Raw genomic sequence first — 17,990 nt, 5'->3', positions numbered from 1 at the left:
ATGTTTCCAGCTGGTGGGATCGGGGATCTTTGCCACCGAAATTATAACCAGCCCGCCCGCCCCTTCCTGTCTTGAGCAGGTTTGGTGTCCACCATTTCCGAGAGGCCGACAGTGGACTAACTTTTTTATGCCTAAAGGGATATTCAGTCAAACATGGCAGCCTGAAAGCTTCGCTTTCGGCATAAATACTATCATCCCAAATTGCCCCACGCCGACACGGGTTTTATATTAACGAACGCGCTAATGAGTTTTCGACCGATGCTAGGATTAGGGTTCTTTCTACTCTTGAAGGCAAACCACTGCAAAATAGATTGTCGAGTTCCCCCTCCAGCGTGAACTGGCCCCTGAAAGTTGGACTGGTTTAATTCTACGTGATGGGGGCTGCAAGGGCCTGACTCCTGTATTGCGTGGGGCCAGGCCCGCAATCCGCTCTTGGACTCGGTCGTTGTTGTACCAGGCGATGTACCTGTCAATAGCTAGGGAAAACTCGTCGAGGCTGGCGAAATGCTCGCCATAATACATTTCTGCTTTCAAGTGCCCGAAGAAATTCTCCATCACAGCATTGTCATAACAGTTGCCTTTACGCGACATGGACTGGACAGCACCAGACTGTTCGATGAGCCTGCGCCAGCTGAAATGGTGGTACTGGACTCCTCGATCGGTGTGCACCATCAGCCCTCGTCCCGGCTGGTGCCCCTCCAGGGCGGTACGCAGCGACGTCGCCGTCAACATCGTTGACGGCGACGTCGATAGTTCATAGGCCAGGATGGAGCGGTCATACAGATCCATCACCGGTGATAAATAGACCTTGCGGCCGGCTACACGGAATTCGGCCACATCGCTGACCCACACAGCGTTGGGGTGATCTGGCGCGAAGTGGCGATCCAGTATGTTGTCAGCGCTATGGGTGATGGCCCGTGTGTAGGACGTGTACTTCGTGCGCCGTCTGACCTTGGATTTTAGTCCCATCTGATCCATAAGTGTGAACACCAGCTTATGGTTGACCATCCAGCCCTGGTTGCGTAACACCGCGAGCATACGGCGGTAGCCGTAGCGCTGCTGGTTGGCCGTGAATATAGCCTGTATCGCCGCTTTAAGGTCGGCGTGTTTATCCGGGCGGTTCAGGCGTTGCAGGTGGTAGAAGTAGGTGGAGCGGGCAAGGCCGGCGGCTTTCAGGAGGTCGGCCAGGCGGTGGTCTGACTTGAGAATGGCGATGATCTGGGTTTTTATCCTCGCCGCCCGCTTCTCAAGTCCCGCAGTTTTTAGGTACGCGTTTTCCGCTTCCGACTGTTCAATCCTGCGGCGCAGCTGGGCTTCGGGGTCGTCGGGCCGTGTGGTCGGCCCGTCGTTTGGGGCGCAGGGCCGCATCTCCGCCGGTGCGCCATGCTCTCACCCAGGTTTTGACTGTTTGGTCGGAGGATAGACCGAATTCTTCGGCCAGTTCCATCTTGGACTGGCCTGCGTTGAACCGTGTGACGACTTCCTTTTTGAGCTCGAAGGAATAATGCTGCTTGGCGGGTGGTTCCATGAGGCATAGTCTGCCATGAAGGATGAACCGCCGCTGAAGTGTTTTTGCTGCGTTCAGGCCAACACCCAGGCGTCGTGCCGCTGCTGTGTAGCCTAGGCCGTGTTCAAATAGTTTAACAAGCTGCTCACGCTGGTCTTCACTTAAGGAACTTTGTCGTCTCATAGGGCTGCTCCCTGCTAGTCGGTGTCTCATTTCTCAGTCCAACTAACGGGGAGCAATTCAGCGAGTGTACCTATCGTTCGTTACATTTGCGGCGCTTCGGTGAGTGATGGAACCAAGCTATCGACAGTAGGCAAGCCCTCTGGAGCAGGAATGAAACATTCCATCTTCAGAGGCCCTCCCTCAAGGGCGGAAGCGACCAAGCTTTGAACCGAGGGCAGCAGCGTCATCCCAAGGTGAGGCACAACGTCATTGGGGCACAAATCCTGGGTGATGACGTTCTGATAATCACCAGGTCCATTTATGAGGTTGATCTGGTACGGCGCAGCATCATACTCCTGCCGCGTTGTGATGTTGACATAGCGGATACCCGGCAAAGCCTCAGTTGGCGTATTCAAGCGAGTAACTTCTTCCCCACCCTCAGCCATTTCGAGAGAGCATCGGTCGGATTCTTCTTAAACCCAGGTGGAACTAGCGCATCTGCACTAGCTGGCGGACACTGTCCCTTTTCCAAAGCCTGCGTCTGATACGGCGATCCCTTTATCAAAACAGACAAGGACACGACAGTGCGCACGTCTTTTGCGCCATCAAAGTCCTTCAGCCAATACCGAGTGACGAGGCCACCCTGCGAATAGGTGACTACGTCGACATTGTCTGAACCGGTCTCTTTCTTTACCTTCGCGATGAACTCAGGAATTCGTGCGGAATTTCCCTTCACCGTGACATAGGGGCTTGTTTCGGGACGAGTTGGCTCCCACACCATGAAGGGATGGACATCAAATCTTCGTTTGCTCATCATCGAGGCAAATAAGTCAGCAGTTGGCCGGAGTTCATTCGATCCCGAAATATAAACGACCGGTAGTTTTTCTTTGGGGTTGTTATCCTGCGGAGCCTGCGCTGGAGTATCTGACGCTACTGGAGGTTGGGCATCACCGGCGAAGGCTTGGCCCCCGAGCGGAGAAAGAAGTGTAGCCACGGTAACGCCACAAGCTAAAGCTACGCGGGCAGATAAACGGGAACCCTTTTTCCGAGAGATACCTGAAAGAAGCATAGACAAACTTTAACAAAGTTAAGTTAGCCACAGCTTCCTTATTTGCATAAATTCTATTTTACTACCCCAATTAAGGGTAAGGATCAAGTTCCGCGATGCCACAATATATAAGTGGTTTAGAAGCCGGCATGTTCTACCCGTTACTGAAGCACCGTCCCCTTCCCGGAATCCCCTCTTGAGCGCTCCATCCGAAGTCAATTCCCCCAGGTGAAATAGGTTGACACCATACATGTGTCACTGGCCTTTCTTACTCACCTTGCCGACGCCTGTCAGTGGAAATTCATCAACGAATTCGACGACATCAGGTACGGCGAAGCGTGATAATCCTGATTCGCGGACGAACTTCTTAATCTGCATCGCCGTCGTGGGTTGGTGGGAATCCTGTCTGCCCTGAAATTCCCCGGCATCCGTGGCAGCCGGCTTGTAATCGTCGCGAAGAATAATGAGCGCACGAATCTTCTCGCCCATCACATCGTCGGGAATACCTACCACCGAAACATCGTGAATAGCAGGGTGCTTCAGTAAGCAATTCTCCACCGACTCCGGGGCGATCTTCTCCCCACCGCGATTGATCTGGTCTTTAGCGCGGCCGGTCACCGTGATCGCACCGTCGGCAGATACCGTGACGATATCGCCCGTGATGTAGAAACCGTCATTCGTGAATGACGACGCGTTGGCCGTCGGGTTGCGGTGATAGCGGCGGATAGTGTACGGCCCGCGAGTATGCAGGTGGCCTGGGGTGCCACGATCAACCGGGGCGCCTTCGTCATTAACAACGTAGACCTCGTCGGCCGGGCTCATGGGCACACCCTGAGTATTCACGATCTCATCGATGTTGCCGCCCAATTCGGTGTAATTCACGAGCCCCTCGGCCATGCCAAAGACTTGCTGGAGGTTAATCCCTAGCTCCGGGGCGACGCGTTCCGCGGCGGAGGCGCTGAGTTTCGCGCCACCGACCCAAACCGTTTTCATCGTCTCCATTGTGGGATCGGGGGTCTGGGCCTCGTCGCGGCTGTTGAGCAGGCTAATGAGCAGCGGCGGGACCAGCGCCATGTGCGTGCCCCGGTGCGCGTGAATGTAGCGGCGGATGGTCGTGGGCGAAGGATCAGGAACGTACACCACCGTGGCGCCAATGTGGAGCGCTCCTAAGATGCCGGGCGAGCTCATCGTGAAATTGTGCGACGCCGGCATGACCACGAGCAACACATCGCCGCGCTGCATATCGCACACCTCATCGGAGCGGCGCACCGAATACAGATAGTCATCGTGACTGCGAGGGATCACCTTCGGGGTGCCCGTGGTTCCCCCGGAAAGCTGAAGAAAGGCAAGAGCTTGCGGGTCGCGTTCAGGGGATGGCCAGGGGGTGGGGTCTGTGTCGGCGTCTGGGTTGGCGTTGACTTCGGTGCCATTGATTACGGGGGCGCCCCACGGGTCGTCGGCACGAGGGTCGATCTGAATGGTCGTGAGCTCTGGGCACTCCTCCTGAAGGCCTTTCTCAACCCGCTTGGCGTGTTTATCGCGCGGAACTGCAGCGATCCGGACACCGGCAGGCGCGGTCCGAGCGAAATGGGCGACGTCGTCGGCACCGTGTGCGGGAAGGGCGAAGACGGGAACGGCGCCAATGCTCCAGATGCCAAAAATCGCTTCCATGTGGACAGCAGCATTGGGCAGTTGAACGATGACGGCGTCCCCCTCCGCGATACCTAAACCGCGCAGTAAGTTGCCGACTTTGCGGGCAGAGTGGCGAACATCACTCCAGGTCAGTGAGCGGTAGCGGTCCACCGCGACGGGAGCATTTCCATACAGATCCCGGGCGCGCTCAAGTAGCGCCCAGTGCGTATCACCCGTATAGATCCCCAGCTCCCGGTACCGCTGCACGTCCTCCCACGGGCAACCGTTGGCCGCACCCCCCTCACGCTGAGCGTATTCCTTCGCGTTCGGCGATGGAATTGTCGTATGTGTCATAACCCTCATCCTTCGTGCTGCTTTGTTGTGTGTGGTGCGTTCGTGCGGTGGTGTGGCGTTCGCGTGGTTTTTCCGTCGGCGGTTAATCCAGTTCCTCCCCAATAACAGGAGCGCTCAATTTCCACCCCGCCAATGAGGCCAGCCCGCCATGATCCAGGGGAACCGAGTGCGTGCGTAACTCCACCCCGGTGTTTTCCCAAGCCTCTGCCGGGTTCCACTGGGCTTGCTGATCAGGTTTCGGGCGCTCAACTACTCCCGACGTGTTCCGCCCAATCGGCGCCTTCTCTGCCGTGATAAGAACAACTTTCTTCACGATGCCACGCACAGGGGTGTCGCTAACCTCCCCCATCCATCGCGCGCACGCCTGAACGGAGCACTCCGACCGGTCGCGGAGGGTGTCGTCGGCACGCAGATCGTGGGCACTGAAACCGGTGATATCAGAAAGAAGGTCCACGTTGAGATCGTCCGGGATCGGGGGTGGCGTCAGCCCGGCGCGGGCTGGATAGGCATCCAGGACCACGAGGAGATCAACGACGGGACTGGTGGCAGTGGTGCGCTGTTGGTTTAGGCATGCGCTAACGGCATGGGCAATCGTCGCCCCGAAGGAAAACCCAACGAAGGTGTAGGACCCCTCGGGCTGGTAGTCATGGATTGCGGACGCGTAGAGGTCGACTGCCTTATTCCAGCTAAGGGGATCAGAGATGTCCGCCGGGAATTGAATGCCGATGATGGGGCGGCCAGTGGTGAGGTACTCGGCCAGCCCCTGGTAGGAGAACACCGAACCGTCAATTGCGTGGAAGCAGAAGACGGGGCGGCCTTTGCCTTCCTTCAAAGTAATCATCCAAGGAGGGCGGGAAGGGTTATCGCGCGAGTCGGTGGGGATGGTCGGCTGGGGTGAATCGCCCTCGATCGCTCGGACAATGCCGCGAGGAGAACCAGCCTCCACAATCGTCTGGATGTCCAGCTTGTGGCCACGTTTCCGGAGCTTCCCCATGAGACGGACAGCCATGAGCGAGTGAACCCCTAGATCCTCAAAGGCAACATCGGGATCCACCTCCGGGCGGTTAAGCAAACCAGCAATGTCTTCGCAAATATCGCGTAACAGCTGGCTATTCGGGTCAGGGCGCTCATTGTCCGCCTTGGGCTGGTTTGAGTTGGTGAGACCCAGGGTGGTGGGGTCCGCCACCGGCTCGTCCTCATGGTCTTGGGTGGCGTGGCCGTCCGCGTTCTGCCCCGGTTGGCGTCGAATATTGTCAAGCATCGGCGCAATCTCATCGCGAATCACACGCAACGAGTCAGACGATTCAGCGTCGGCAACAGTGCCACACCGCGACAAGGTGGCGCGAAGAACGTCGGCAAGAATAGTAGCCACCTGCTGCGGAACCACTCCACGCTGGTAGGCCAGTGCCAGATCGAATGGGCCGCCCGGCGGATGGATCACCGTCAACGGGTACTGGGTTTCGCCACGAGTAGTCAGTCCCGTGATGCGGATACCGCGGGACGCAGGGGCGTGATCGTCGGAGTCAGGCAGCGAGCCGGCCGGCGAATCTGTTTCCGAGAACTCGTCGGGGAAATTGTCGTACACCACCAAGGAGTCGAAGAGCGGCCCCGACAGCGGAGCCTCACCACGAGAATCGTCCACCCGGCGCTCGATATCGGCCAGGGAGGCAGAGGTGTGGTCCGCCAACTCGGCCTGGGCGCGCGCGTGGGTACGCAGGACCGAGGCCAGCGAGTCCCCGCGCAGGTCCACGCGTACTGGAAGCGTGTTAATAAAAAGGCCAATCGTGTTGTCGATACCGTCGAGCTCACTTGGCCGGCCCGAAGTGACCACACCAAACACGGCGTCGTCATGGCCGGTCAGGGCCGCAACGACACACGCCCACGCAGTCTGAATGAGCGTATTAGGGGTGACGCCGACAGTGCGGGCGCAGCGGGAAAGATCAGCTTTCTGCTGGTCGGAGAGCTGTACGACGCAGTGTTCTTCGCCGGAATCGTTATCAGCCGCGGAGGAGACGGGCTCGACGTGGGGCGTGAGGACATCCATTACTCGGCTTGCATGGTCAAGACCTGCCACGTGGTCGATCCACAGTTCAGTGTCAGCCTTCACTCGGGGCTGCATGTCCTCAACAAATTGGCCGTACGGGTACTTCGCCGGCAATTCAGCAACAGCAGCCACGACGGCGTGTGAGCGCGCGGACTCCGGGTCCTTCGAGTGGGGGACCTCCGAGCACGCGATTCCCTCGTCCGCATGACCGGCATTTCCGCCGTTCAGAAGCTCAACAGCGCGGTTATACACGTGCATCAGCTCACGCACAAGGATAGTCGTGGACCACCCATCGGTAAGAATATGATGATTCCCCAATACAAGCTGGCTGCGCCGATCGCCCAATCTCACTAGACTCGCCGCGACCATGTTCCCGCGCGTCACATCAAGCTGGCGGGAAGCCATCCGGTCCAGAACGTCGTCGATAAGTGGCGACTGCGCACGCGACGGAAGTCCGCGAGCATCGATCACCGACCACTGCCACCGGGGGGTGCGTGGAATGACGTGCACTGGGCGGTCGAGTGTTTCATAATCAAACGCCGCCTTGAGCACATCTTGACGGTTCATCATCGCCTCGAAGCTAGTACGCAGGAGTTCCGGGTCCACTAGGCCTTCGACGGTCATCGACGCCGCGATCACATAATGGTCGCGCTCGCGGGAATCCAGCGCCTGGTACAGCAGGCCCTCTTGCAGCGGTGAGAGCCCGTACACGTTTTGAAGCGGGCCGAACCGGCGCTGCCAGTGCTCGATATCCGCGCTGGTCACTGGCGCTAAACAATCCGAGGGCGACGCACTGCCCTCCGCACTCAACCCGAAAACGGCCAAATCTGTCAGAGCATTGACGACGCCATCCGCGAGCTGTTCCGCGCGGTCATCCGTTTCTGCATCAACGGTCATACTGATCGACGGTTCACCGGGTTCATTGCCGACGGGTCCAGTGCTGTGCTCAGCTGTGTCGGCTTCCGTGACCCACGCCGTGACATGCGGGGCATTAGGGAAGCCGGGGCGTAAGGTGTGGCGGCGTGGGATGAGAATGTGGCGTTGCAAATCGTGATCCGGGGTGGCGGAACCCGCAATGGTCGGGCCAGGAATGTGTCCGAGTTCCAGAGTGATGGCCGGAGTACCCGACGCATTGTCGGCGGGATCAGTGGGATTAGGGGGATTAGTGGGATCAGTCGCACACAGTTTTGCGCGTTGCTCTTTCACACTGAGCAGGAGCTTCTCCATCCCTGCCCGAGAATCCAAAGACGAACCCGACTGCGACACGGTGACATACCCCGGAGCAGCGAACCGACCAACCACCCCACGCGTAGCAACGTTTCCGAAGTTCAAAGGCTGGCCAGCGGAGCGAACAGAAGGTTGATATTCTGCACGGCCCACCACCATCGCGGTGAGAGGCGCGTCGTGGTCACCAGCCGAGGCGATCAGAGCAGCTGCGGTCAGAATGTCCTGGCCAGAGAGCCCAAATTTCTTTCCGAGGTTACTGAGTAGAGCCTTCGCGAGTGACGGTTCAATCGTCGCAGCGGCACTGGCGCGGCTGTGTGCCCACGGGAGTGCCGGGGCAGAGTGTCCCCGCCATGAGGCATAGCGATGCTGGCGGCCATCACTATGAAAATCACTGCGTCCGCCACCGTGGCCAGCCCGTTGCACGAGCGCCTCGACAATGCTAATGAGCTGCCCGAACCCGTCGGCATCAACAACCGCACTGTGTACGCTCAGGCGCACACCACCGTCGACAGGCTCGAGGGCGAATGGCCGTCCTGCGGCAAGATCAATGGGTGTACGAAAAACGTCATCGTCGGCGGGATGGCGTCGGATAATGACCTGCTCAGAGCCGGACGAATCAGCATCCCACGTCGCAATGCTACGAAGAGCCGGCACATCCTCAGCTAGCCTTATCGCGCATGCGCGGCACTCGTCGTCATCCATATTCACGACAGAGGGAATCACGGCCGACATCACCGGCTGCTCGGGACCAGTGAAAGCTGATCGCTCCATTCCCGACGGGGCGTCCACCACACCAAAGTCGGTCAGAATATCCCCGCGCGCCTCTGGGGCACTATGACCATTTGTGCTAGTCGGGGAGATATGAGACGTAGCTGGCGCGGCAGAACTGGTCGATACACCCGACGACGACCGATGTAATGAAGCAGCTATCTCGCCCAAGGGACGTCCGGAAAGAATATCTGCCGGGCGGATCTCAAAGCCTTCCTGCTGCACACGACCAGCAACCACGAGCGCGGTAATGGAATCCCCACCCTGATTGATGAAATCCACATCAAGGTCGGCCGGCTGCCCCATCACATCCCGGATCACGCGAGCAACAACAAGCTCACGCGGTGTTTCAGGTGCCCGAAGGTCTTTACCTAAAGTTTGGTGGCCCCCGCTACTCTGGCGCTCGCTCGTACGGCCGGTAGACAGAGCCGCCTGCTCAATCAGGTCGCGGAGCGCTCGTCGGTCAATTTTTTCGGTTGACGTTCGCGGAATCTGGGGCACTGCAACAAGGGTGGATGGGACCATATAGTCCGGAAGTTTTCGCGAGAGGTGCTCACGCAGTTCGGAAAGCCGCTGCCTGACGTCATCCACGTTCGGCTGAGGATCACCGGAATCACTATCGGGCGCGGTCACGTCCCCAACCACGCCCTCAAGAACAACTCCTGCTCGGATATGTAGAGGTACAGTGCCCACCTGCGTGCGGCCGTCCCCGGTTGATACAGAGTTTTCCTCATCCTGAAGGGGCGCATCGCCGGTGCCACCAACAACTGCGACCGTGCCAGCTGCGCGAACACCTGGAAGCGCGACGAGAGCACCGTCGATTTCTTCCAGTTCTACGCGATGCCCCCGCACCTCGATCTGATTATCCACGCGTCCGATGAACGCCACTCCACGGTCCGGCACCCACCGGACACGATCGCCGGTGCGATACGCGGGGACGAGCGCGTGGGCATCGGTTGTTGCGTCGGCACGAGGGCGGCTAGCGGTGACGTCGGCACGAAAAAATGCGTGGGCCGTCGCGTCCAGATTATTCCTATACCCCTGCGCGATCTGATTTCCCATCAGCCACAATTCGCCTTCTTCACCCGGGGGAACGACCTCGCCCGAAGCGTCGCAAATTCGGAGTGACATGCCCGGCACAGGCCAACCGACCGTCACCGTGCCCGGTGTGATTCGTGCGCACACAGCGTCGACGGTTGCTTCCGACGGGCCATACATGTTCCATCCGATGACGTGCGTCGCTGCGGCCACCTGGTCCCACAGCTGCTGCGGCATGGGTTCTCCGCCGAGCAACACGGCCCTGATCTGCGATTTCTTCGCGTCAAGCAGGGGAACGCCCGAGGCGAGCAGCGCACCAAACAGTGAAGGTGTGGCGTCGATCATCGTGATGTCGTCGCGGCGAAGGCTCTGATAAAAAGCCTCTCCATCGGCAACAGTGGAACGGTTATAAATCACGACGCGCACGCCGGCAAAGATCCATGAAAGCTGGTCGATGGCGGCATCGAACGCGAACGACGCCGTGTGGGCCAGCGAGGCGGACACCTGAGGCTGGCTATCCGCAACATGATCGAGCGTCTCTGGGAATAGCTGCATCCGGTGGCCCGCGATCAAGTGCTCCACGGCGCGCCTGCTGACGTTCACGCCCTTTGGCCGTCCCGTCGTGCCGGACGTGTAGATGATATACGCCAACTCGTCGGAATATACCGCCTCATCGGCTTCGTGCGCGGGGCTGTGTGGCGGCTGCTCATTATCGTGGTGTGCTACAGGCTGAACGTCATCAAGTCCCGTCACCACAGCCGCCACGGCACTATCTTTCATGATGAACGAACGCCGGTCCTGAGGGGCATCGTCGTCAATGACCACGAACGGGCGGTGCGCACGCAACGAAGCCAGAACCGCAATAGCTTGGGCTGCGCTCTTCGGCATATCAATGGCCACGACGCCACCAGTCGGGCACACCGCCACGATGGCATCCGCCAGCTGATCACACAGTTTTACCAGTTCAGAACCGTTGTAACTGGCACCCGTCTCACTGGCGGAGGTTTCCGACGATTCCGGCGAACCATCGGCCAGCACAACACGATTACTCCACCGCTGCGCAAGCGAGTCGATTAGACTATCCAGTGACTGCATTGAACCGTCGGATGAAGCATCAGTTGACGCGTCGAGTAATGATTCACCGTCCCACTCGTCACGAATCTCGGTCGGGATCCGTTCAGGGCGGATACTGATGTCGCACGAAGCGGGTAAGTCGCTCTCGGCGTCTTTATCCGGCAACACGGTGGGGCCATCGAGTGAATCGCCGGGGCCGCCATGACCGCTGACACTCGTGGCCTCCGGCCGCTGGTCCAACCCCAACCCCACATTCACCACAGCCCGAATATCGGATAACCGCTGGTGAACAACCTCCGGCGGGACATCGGCGACTGTCTCAAAACTCAGATCCACACCGCCAGACCGGCCCGGCGCGGCAACCAACACGAGGTTTTCCGGCGGGCCACCCGCTACGTTGCGGAGGTAGCCTCGCGTTGTCCCGAACTTGAGGGCGGCGTCAAAAACCTTCAGGTTGGCACCAATCCCGCGCAAGATCGAGGAATCGCCGTACGCCGTAGCCACCTCGGACCCCGGGAACCGCTGGTGCTGGCGCACGGTCCGCATTGTCTCTTCGATGGCGTGCGCGTTCTCCGGCAGGGTCATGGTGAGGTCGATAGGCAACCGCACGGGCAGCATATTGACCATCATCGCCGGAGTACGACGCTGAGCTGCGGTTTCTCGCGCCGCGAACGGCATGGCCACCACCAATTCGTCGGCGTCCACCCCCTGCACGCGCCGCAAGTACACGCCGTAGGCCGCCAATAAGGAATCGACCCACGTCGTTCCGTGGCGCTGGGAGGCGGCTTTCCACGAGTCCAGTTCGTCGGCGTCCACCGTGAGCACCGTTGTCCGGCTGGAGCTCTCCGACCCTCCGATGAGTTCGTCCCGCCACTGCGTGCTACCAACTCCCGCCAGCGACTCCTGCCACCACTGCGCATCGCGATCCCGGTTTTCTGAGTCGTGGTACTCGCGATCTTCCTTAACGACGTTGCGCACCGCGCTAAATTTCGCCGGACGTGCTTTTTTACCGCCCGCGAGCTCCGTGTAGTGAGCAGCCGTTCGGCGGGCCAGAATCATGGACGCATAGCCGTCGACTATGAGGTGGTGATACAGCTGGATGATCCACACACGGCGGTGATCCAGGCGAAGAACCTCAAAGTGACACAGCGGGCGATCGACAAGACCCGCCCACGCCTCCGCGCACCGTGCTTTCGCGGCGTCAACATAGGCGTTCGCGGCGGCCTCGGGAGCTGGATGAGCGCGCAGGTCATGAACGGGGATAGTGATGTACTGTCCCGGCGCGACGTCAATACCCCTTTGATGCGGAGAGTCGTCAGCATAAACATCCGGCACGCTCTCCCCCTGACGGAACTGCAAACGCAGCGTTTCAGCTTCCACGATCGTTTGATGCAACGCCCGAACAACGTCGGCAACCGAAATATCCGGCTGAGAATCCGTCGGATCGAGCTCCATCACCTCGCCCACGACGTAATACGGCGAACTCGGATCCAGTAACTGCGCGTTCCAAATACCCATCTGCGCTGCAGTCAAAGGGAACCACTCCGCGGAACTGTGGGTACCCGAAGAAGTGCGGTCATCAGAAAGCGCCGCATCGGGGTGCTGACCATCTCTCACCTCAGCCGAGGAGGTTGGATTATCAAGGTCACTCGCACGCGCCGAATCAAAGGTCATAGCGTTAGGCTACACTGCTCAAAAGACAAACAAACAAGCAGCTAGAGAGAAGAAATTAAGGAGCCAACCATGAGTGCAGCTAACCCACCCCTGAGCCCCCAAATCTTTGCCGACGAACTCCACACCCGCGTTGCATCGGCAGTCGGGGTGCCCGCAGACAGGCTCGAAACCGACGCGGACCTCACTGACCTAGGGCTGGATTCCGTGCGCATTATCGACATCGTCGAATGGGCGCGACGCCAAGGGTGGGATGCCGAGTTTGCCGACCTCATCGAGGATCCCACTCTTGACGCGTGGGTCGACATTTTCGAGGAAAGCGACGAGTGATGGCGACGATGAGTACGTCTAATCAGGACTACGCCCCCGAAACGGACACCTTTCAACAACACTGTGTGGTCACCGGTGCCCTCGGCGGTATCGGAGCTGCCGTCGTCACCGCAGCCAAAGGCGCGGGATATCGCGTAACCACTGTGGACACGGTACCTCAGGGGCACAGCGAGGGTGCGGACGGTGACGCAGCCAGCGTCGATAATATAACCGCTGACCTGCCCGTTGATTATGTCCTCGATGTCACGGACAAGGGGGCCTCGCACACGACGATCAACCGCATCGAGGCCGACCGGGGACCCATCGATGTGCTTATTCATACGGCCGGGATCCTGCGTGCCGACGCCGCGCTCGACGGCGACACCGACGCCATGCGCGCGAGCTTCGAGGTCAACATGTTCGGAGCTGTCCACGTTTGTGCGACCGTTGCCCAGCGCATGTGCGAGAGGAAACACGGCGCCATTGTTGTTGTTTCCTCCAACGCAGGGACGACCCCGCGCGCGGGCATGGGATCCTACGGAGCATCGAAAGCGGCGATCACCGCGTGGGCCCGCAACCTCGGTCTGGAGTGCGCGCCACATGGCGTGCGGGTGAATATCGTCTCCCCGGGTTCCACCGATACACCGATGCTTCGCGGAATGTGGCCGGCCGGGCAGGACCGCTCAGCTGACGTTATCGCTGGTACTCCCGACCATTATCGCCTCGGGATCCCCCTACAGCGACTGGCTCAACCGGAGGACATCGCCGGGGCCTGCCTCTACCTCGCGTCCGACAACGCCCGCCACATTGTCATGCATGATCTTCGTGTCGACGGCGGAGCAACGCTGGATAGCTAGGCGTTCGCTACGACGGACCCGAGCTCACCGCATTCACGTGGGCGATCAGCGCCCGCCTGTCGATCTTCCCGTGATCATTGTGCGGCAGTTCCGTCATGACAACGATGACGCTGGGCACCATGTACTCCGGAACCAACGCCGCCAATTCGGCTTTCGCCTGTTGCGGAATAGTAGGGTGACCAGCAATGTCACTCCCGTCACCGGTGGCCGCGCCCGCCGCAACAACGATTCCGCCGACAAGTGTCGCCTCTCCTCCAGCACGTTCCACAGCCACCGCGGCGTCGCTCACCACGTCGAGGCGTCGCAAATGAGTTTCCACATCGCCCAGCTCGACTCGGTTGCCGCGAATTTTTACCTGGTCGCCGATGCGGCCTTCAAAGCGAAGCATCCCCCGCGCATCACGCGACATGACGTCGCCCGTGCGATACATGATCCCACCGTCGCAATCCGGATGAAGGCTCGGCACGAACGCCTCCGCGGTGACCTCCGGATTATTGAAATACCCTGCGCCTACTTGGGCACCGGCGATGCAGAGTTCACCGGACTGGCCGTCGGGAACCTCATTCAAGTTCTCATCGACGACGTAAAACACAACGTTATCCTCCGGCCAACCGACCAAAGTTCCACCAGGGGTGGATTCTTCATTCGCCTGGTTATCCGGCGCGGGCTGGTCCATCCCGGCGGGGGAATCAGGGTGGCGCGTGTGTGGATCCGCCCATGCTTCAGCAGCCGAGAGAACTTGGCCGTGATCGCTACTGTCTGAGCTGGACGCGCTGGAGGTAATAGGCGCTGCGCCCGAATATGGACGAGAGAAATCCACCCACGCCACATCCATTGCTGTTTCCGAGGGGCCATACAGCCCCAGGAGCCGGCTCGGAAGTGCCGCCTGGGCGCGTTTGACCAGGTCGTTCGGCACGGCCTCGCCGCCTAACAACAGATGCCGCACACTAGCGAACTGTTCGTATCCCAGACCGACATCGTCAAGGACATCGAACATAACCCTGAGCATGCTCGGAACCATTGACAACGTTGTCACGGAATACGTTTCAATCATGTCACCCAGGGCGAAGGGATCGCCGGGGAACCAGTCCGGGCCGGGTATGACGATTCGGCCGGCACAGGCCAACGGGCACAGCAACTCTGCGACACCGACGTCGAAACCGATCGGCGCTTTGTGCAGCATCCGCAATTCGCCAGCACCGGCCGACGAATCTGCGTTCTTTTCCAGTTCAGCGTCATTCCCCAGCGTGCGAACCACCCACTGCAAGTGCGAGGCCACCGCGCGGTGGGGATTCACAGCTCCCTTCGGATTACCTGTTGTGCCCGACGTATAAATCACGTAACACGGATCCTCCGGCAGAAGTTCGCGTGTGCGATCAGTCACGCGAAACTCTTGACCGTGGCTAGCGCTGTCTGACGAAAAGTACTCATCCGGGTGGCGAAGTTCCCAGGTCAAAGCGTTACTCGCGGGCACGGACACATCACCGAGTCCGATAACGACGTCGGGCTGGCAGTCATTCACGATGTAGCTCGTGCGCTCCGCCGGGTAACTCGCATCTACCGGCACGTAGGCTGCCCCCACGCGGAGAACACCAACCATAACGCTCGGCAGCCAGGGGCTTCGGCCAGAGAGCACCACGACGCGATCGCCAGGCCCCACACCGCGGTGGCGAAGTTCCCACGCCACCGCATTCGAGTGGCTATCCACGTCGTCGTATGTGAAAGTCAGTTCACTGCCGTCGTCGCGGAAACCGTGAACGGCAGGCTGCTCACGGTGGTGGCGAATGGCCTGGTCAATCATCACATCGACCGTCGAGGGGTCGATCTCTACGGACGGGCCAAACGCCCAGGGGGAACTAGCCAACATGAATCTCATCCCTTACTTCTCCCCCGGTCTGCTGCGCATTTCCAGGCTTTTGACGCTTGTCCCCGAGCTCACTACCTGCAGAACCACTATCCGCAGAACCGTTATCCGTAGGCTCATTATCCGCAGGCCCGTTATCGACATAGCACCCGAGAATCCGGTCCGATACTTCACCCAAGCAGCTCAGATTTGCAAACCCTGGCCCCTGAGCCAAAGCCGACAGCGTCGGCAGAAATAGCCACGGCCCCTTATCGACCGCCACGGTCCACTCCGCGGGGATCCTTGCCGGTCGGTCAGGCGTCGGGAGATCCGGTTTCAGCTGCAAGGCAATACCAATACTGCGCGCGATATCCGCTTCAGAGCACGTCGTCACGATTCTTTCTGCATAAAAATCAGAATTCGTGTTCGGGAATAAATCCCTGAACCACAACGGATCGCCGCCACGGGCATCAACCACCACATCCGCTACCGACACGGCCTCCGGGACGCCTTTGTACGACACGTAGAGATTCAGCGCGCCATCGCGAGGAGCGATGTCGACGACGCGGCCTCGCTCATGAGTGATGTGCCCATAATTCTTCACAGTCTGCTGCACACGCTGGGAGAACACGCCGCGGTCTGTCCGGCGAATAAAGTCCTGCCGCTCCTCAAAGCTGAGCATGAACCATTTTTCTGGATCGGTGTAGAGGCTATTTTCAAAAACGCTCTCGCCACGCGAATACACCGTCGGAGACGGTGAGAAAATCGCAATGGACTCACACGGCATGTGCGCTAACTGATCCACAACGCTGGCCGCGGACTCCCCGCCGCCGATAACTGCAACACGCTTGTGCAGCGGGAACGTGCCATTTTCCACCTGATCCCACAGCTCGGCGATGGAGAGCACACCGGGGGCGTCGGCAAGTCGACGCGTCGAGGGGCCAGGGCCAGTAATCATGACCCCGTCGGAACTCAGAACCGTGGAACCGCCGTCGTTGAGGTCGACATCGCATTCCCACGCCCAGTCATAATCGCCATCGTGATTTCCGACACTCTTCTTGTCACCGTCGTCGCTGTCGACGTCGGTGTTATCGACCTCATTGCTGTCGACGTGGGTGTTATCGACCTCATTGCTGTCGGCGTCGGTGTGATCGACGTGGGCGTTATCAGTAGCATTCTTATCGACGGCACGAATCGCCGTGATCCGGCCAGCCATCACCCGCATATCCACCGCACGGGCAACCCAGCGCAAATACTCGGCCCACTCCTCATGCGTCGGGCACGGATGCCCGCGATCAATCCACTGAGCGTACTTGTCCCGGGAAACCAGGTAACTCATCCAGCTATATTTCATCAGCGCGGCGTCGACACGAGTGTTATCCTGCACTGACTGGTTGGCAATCCGGGTCCGATACGGGAATCCGACATCCTTATCCGGCGGAGTCCCCAGCAGGTGATGGCCATTCGTCCAGCCGCCACCGGAAACCCAGTTGCCTCCTACCCCCAACGGGTCCACCGCGACGATCGTGGGGACCTCATACCCCAACGATTTCAGCACGTATGCCTTCGCCGCCACGGCCACAGCTTTCGGACCTGCACCCAGGGTAACCAGCGTTTTCACTGTTGATGATGTTCTTCCTGCTCGAGTACATTGTGTTACGGTTAGCCTACCTTTTAGTAACCATCGTGCGAAAACACTGGAGAACCACCCGAGGATGACAGACACTCCCCAAAGCCAACCCAACAATCTCATTAACACTAACGACGACGCCGGTAATGGTGCTGCCGGACACGGACCATTCAATCTCTCCGAGCAGGAGATTTACGAGCGTTTACATCGGCTGCGTCGCGACGTACCTTCGTCAGCCATCCTTCCAGAACCGCCACATATTCCTGCCCTGGCGGGACGGTTAACCCTACGGACAGCTGACCCCACGGCCGAGGATCCGGAGACGGTTTCACAATGGATGAACCGGCCACACCTCATCGAAACATGGGAACAACCGTGGCCACCTGACCGGTGGAAACGGGATTGGGAAGCCAAGCTCACCGGCACGTATTCGGTGCCACTAATCATGCTCCTCGACGGGGAGGAGTGTGGCTATATGGAAATCTATCGACCACATCGGGATGAAATTGGCCGCGTGTACGATTCACAACCTCATGACCTGGGCTTTCATGTTGCGGTGGGCGATGCGGCCAAGATCGGACATGGAGTTTTCCCGCCTCTTCTGATTAATCTGTGCGATGAGCTTATTGCTGCTAACCCGCCGAGCGACCTTATTGTCGTAGAGCCCGATTACCGCAACACACGCCTGCCGCGGATCGCGCTCATGAATGGGTGGGTTGATGGTGGTGAGCGGCAACAGCGGACCGACCGTCGCGTTCATTTGCTGGGGTATGCGAAAACGGATGATGCCCAGGCGCGAGTGCTAGCGGGCGCGGAGTAAAGGGCA

At 59.4% G+C, this 17,990-nt stretch carries 9 protein-coding genes and 1 pseudogene; 3 read left to right on the top strand and 7 right to left on the bottom strand.

Features of this window, described 5'->3' with window-relative positions:
* Positions 1 to 384: 384 nt before the first annotated feature.
* The 5 genes and pseudogenes from I6J23_RS04970 to I6J23_RS04950 form a co-directional block, all read right to left on the bottom strand.
* Positions 385 to 1,593 (bottom strand): annotated as a pseudogene (locus tag I6J23_RS04970) (IS3 family transposase); the annotation flags it as partial.
* Positions 1,594 to 1,770: 177 nt separating this feature from the next.
* The gene (locus tag I6J23_RS04965) at positions 1,771 to 2,085 is read right to left on the bottom strand and encodes a hypothetical protein (RefSeq protein ID WP_204582753.1); all 315 of its coding nucleotides are present in this window, start codon (positions 2,083 to 2,085) and stop codon (positions 1,771 to 1,773) included.
* On the bottom strand, positions 2,082 to 2,738 hold the full coding sequence (locus I6J23_RS04960; RefSeq protein ID WP_204582752.1) for an esterase/lipase family protein: 657 nt from the start codon (positions 2,736 to 2,738) through the stop codon (positions 2,082 to 2,084). Before I6J23_RS04960 ends, I6J23_RS04965 begins: the two co-directional genes overlap by 4 nt.
* A 234-nt stretch (positions 2,739 to 2,972) precedes the next feature.
* Positions 2,973 to 4,703, bottom strand: coding sequence for a (2,3-dihydroxybenzoyl)adenylate synthase (locus I6J23_RS04955; RefSeq protein WP_204582751.1), 1,731 nt, complete (start codon positions 4,701 to 4,703; stop codon positions 2,973 to 2,975).
* Positions 4,704 to 4,785: 82 nt separating this feature from the next.
* Positions 4,786 to 12,528 (bottom strand): condensation domain-containing protein, encoded by a 7,743-nt coding sequence (locus I6J23_RS04950; protein ID WP_204582750.1) that lies wholly within the window; start codon positions 12,526 to 12,528, stop codon positions 4,786 to 4,788.
* A gap of 69 nt (positions 12,529 to 12,597) precedes the next feature.
* On the opposite strand from I6J23_RS04950, the gene I6J23_RS04945 reads away from it, so the two are divergent.
* Both I6J23_RS04945 and I6J23_RS04940 read left to right on the top strand, forming a co-directional pair.
* Entirely contained in the window at positions 12,598 to 12,855 is a 258-nt protein-coding gene (locus I6J23_RS04945; RefSeq protein ID WP_204582749.1) for a phosphopantetheine-binding protein, read from the top strand.
* Between the two features lie 8 nt (positions 12,856 to 12,863).
* Positions 12,864 to 13,691 (top strand): SDR family oxidoreductase, encoded by an 828-nt coding sequence (locus tag I6J23_RS04940; protein WP_204582748.1) that lies wholly within the window; start codon positions 12,864 to 12,866, stop codon positions 13,689 to 13,691.
* Positions 13,692 to 13,698: 7 nt separating this feature from the next.
* Here I6J23_RS04940 and I6J23_RS04935 read toward each other — a convergent pair whose 3' ends face one another.
* Both I6J23_RS04935 and I6J23_RS04930 read right to left on the bottom strand, forming a co-directional pair.
* Positions 13,699 to 15,558 carry an amino acid adenylation domain-containing protein gene (locus tag I6J23_RS04935; RefSeq protein WP_204582747.1) on the bottom strand — a complete coding sequence of 620 codons (1,860 nt, stop codon included), beginning with the start codon at positions 15,556 to 15,558 and terminating at the stop codon, positions 13,699 to 13,701.
* Entirely contained in the window at positions 15,548 to 17,155 is a 1,608-nt protein-coding gene (locus I6J23_RS04930; RefSeq protein WP_204582746.1) for a SidA/IucD/PvdA family monooxygenase, read from the bottom strand. Before I6J23_RS04930 ends, I6J23_RS04935 begins: the two co-directional genes overlap by 11 nt.
* A 94-nt stretch (positions 17,156 to 17,249) precedes the next feature.
* On the opposite strand from I6J23_RS04930, the gene I6J23_RS04925 reads away from it, so the two are divergent.
* Complete coding sequence (locus I6J23_RS04925) at positions 17,250 to 17,984, top strand: GNAT family N-acetyltransferase (protein WP_204582745.1); 735 nt, start codon at positions 17,250 to 17,252, stop codon at positions 17,982 to 17,984.
* Positions 17,985 to 17,990 lie beyond the last annotated feature (6 nt).

Source organism: Corynebacterium kroppenstedtii (assembly GCF_016894245.1).
Lineage (GTDB): Bacteria > Actinomycetota > Actinomycetes > Mycobacteriales > Mycobacteriaceae > Corynebacterium.
The sequence above is the reverse complement of the archived record's forward strand: the minus strand, read 5'-3'. Positions and strand labels throughout refer to the sequence as shown.

Excerpts from the sequence above, each read along its gene's own strand:
- I6J23_RS04960 (WP_204582752.1), bottom strand. The coding sequence starts at position 2,738 with ATGCTTCTTTCAGGTATCTCTCGGAAAAAGGGTTCCCGTTTATCTGCC.
- I6J23_RS04955 (WP_204582751.1), bottom strand. The coding sequence starts at position 4,703 with ATGACACATACGACAATTCCATCGCCGAACGCGAAGGAATACGCTCAG.
- I6J23_RS04950 (WP_204582750.1), bottom strand. The coding sequence starts at position 12,528 with ATGACCTTTGATTCGGCGCGTGCGAGTGACCTTGATAATCCAACCTCC.
- I6J23_RS04945 (WP_204582749.1), top strand. The coding sequence starts at position 12,598 with ATGAGTGCAGCTAACCCACCCCTGAGCCCCCAAATCTTTGCCGACGAA.
- I6J23_RS04940 (WP_204582748.1), top strand. The coding sequence starts at position 12,864 with ATGAGTACGTCTAATCAGGACTACGCCCCCGAAACGGACACCTTTCAA.
- I6J23_RS04935 (WP_204582747.1), bottom strand. The coding sequence starts at position 15,558 with ATGTTGGCTAGTTCCCCCTGGGCGTTTGGCCCGTCCGTAGAGATCGAC.
- I6J23_RS04925 (WP_204582745.1), top strand. The coding sequence starts at position 17,250 with ATGACAGACACTCCCCAAAGCCAACCCAACAATCTCATTAACACTAAC.